We start from the raw sequence: 742 nt of genomic DNA, 5'->3' as shown, positions 1-742 counted from the left end.
AAACGGCACGGGCTGACCATGAGCGTCCAGAAGATAGATCCGCGTGTTCGCGATCGGACGGCCGATCGGGACAATCGTCCCGTCAAAGTCATCGGGGCAGTTCCAGGCTGTAACGTCGATGGCAGCTTCCGTGGGACCGTATAGATTGTGCAGGCCAGTCCAAGGCAATACGCGTCCAACCTTGCGCACAAGAGAGGCGGGAAGCGCCTCACCACTGCACAGGAGACGCTGCAGCGATGTGCAGCGGTCGACACCCTTTGCATCGATAAAGCTGACCAACATGGAGGGTACAAAGTGTGCAGTGGTGATGCATTGGTTGATTATCAAGTCTATAAGCGCGTCGGGGTCTTTGTGTGCAGCCGAAGGTGCCAATACGAGGCTGGCCCCTTCAAGCAATGTCCAGAAGAACTCCCAGGCCGAGACATCGAAGCCAAATGGGGTCTTCTGCAAGACGACGTCAGTTGCCTTGAGAGCGTAGGCTTGCTGCATCCAGGCCAGGCGATTGATGATAGCGCGATGCTCATTCTGTGCTCCCTTGGGCGTTCCGGTGGAGCCGGAGGTGTAGATGACATAGGCGAGATGCCGGGAGGTCAGGCCGAGCGCGCGCGGGTCGGGATCGTCAGCGGACTGGTCGGCCCAGGCGGGGGTGGCGGTGTCGAGATCGATCACCGTCAGGCTTGCGATGGCCTCAGCGCCCAGCGCTTCGCGGCCGGCCGTGTCGGCAAGCAGCAGCCGCGGGGCG

Annotated in this window: 1 protein-coding gene; it reads right to left on the bottom strand. The window is 61.1% G+C overall.

What is annotated here, in order from left to right; translation table 11 throughout:
- The coding region (locus AYK65_RS31320; RefSeq protein WP_139793429.1) for an AMP-binding protein at positions 1-742 on the bottom strand (742 nt) is incomplete at both ends.

The organism is Ensifer aridi, assembly GCF_002078505.1.
GTDB lineage: Bacteria > Pseudomonadota > Alphaproteobacteria > Rhizobiales > Rhizobiaceae > Sinorhizobium > Sinorhizobium aridi.
Note: the sequence above shows the minus strand (reverse complement) of the source record. Positions and strands in the feature narration are given on the sequence as shown.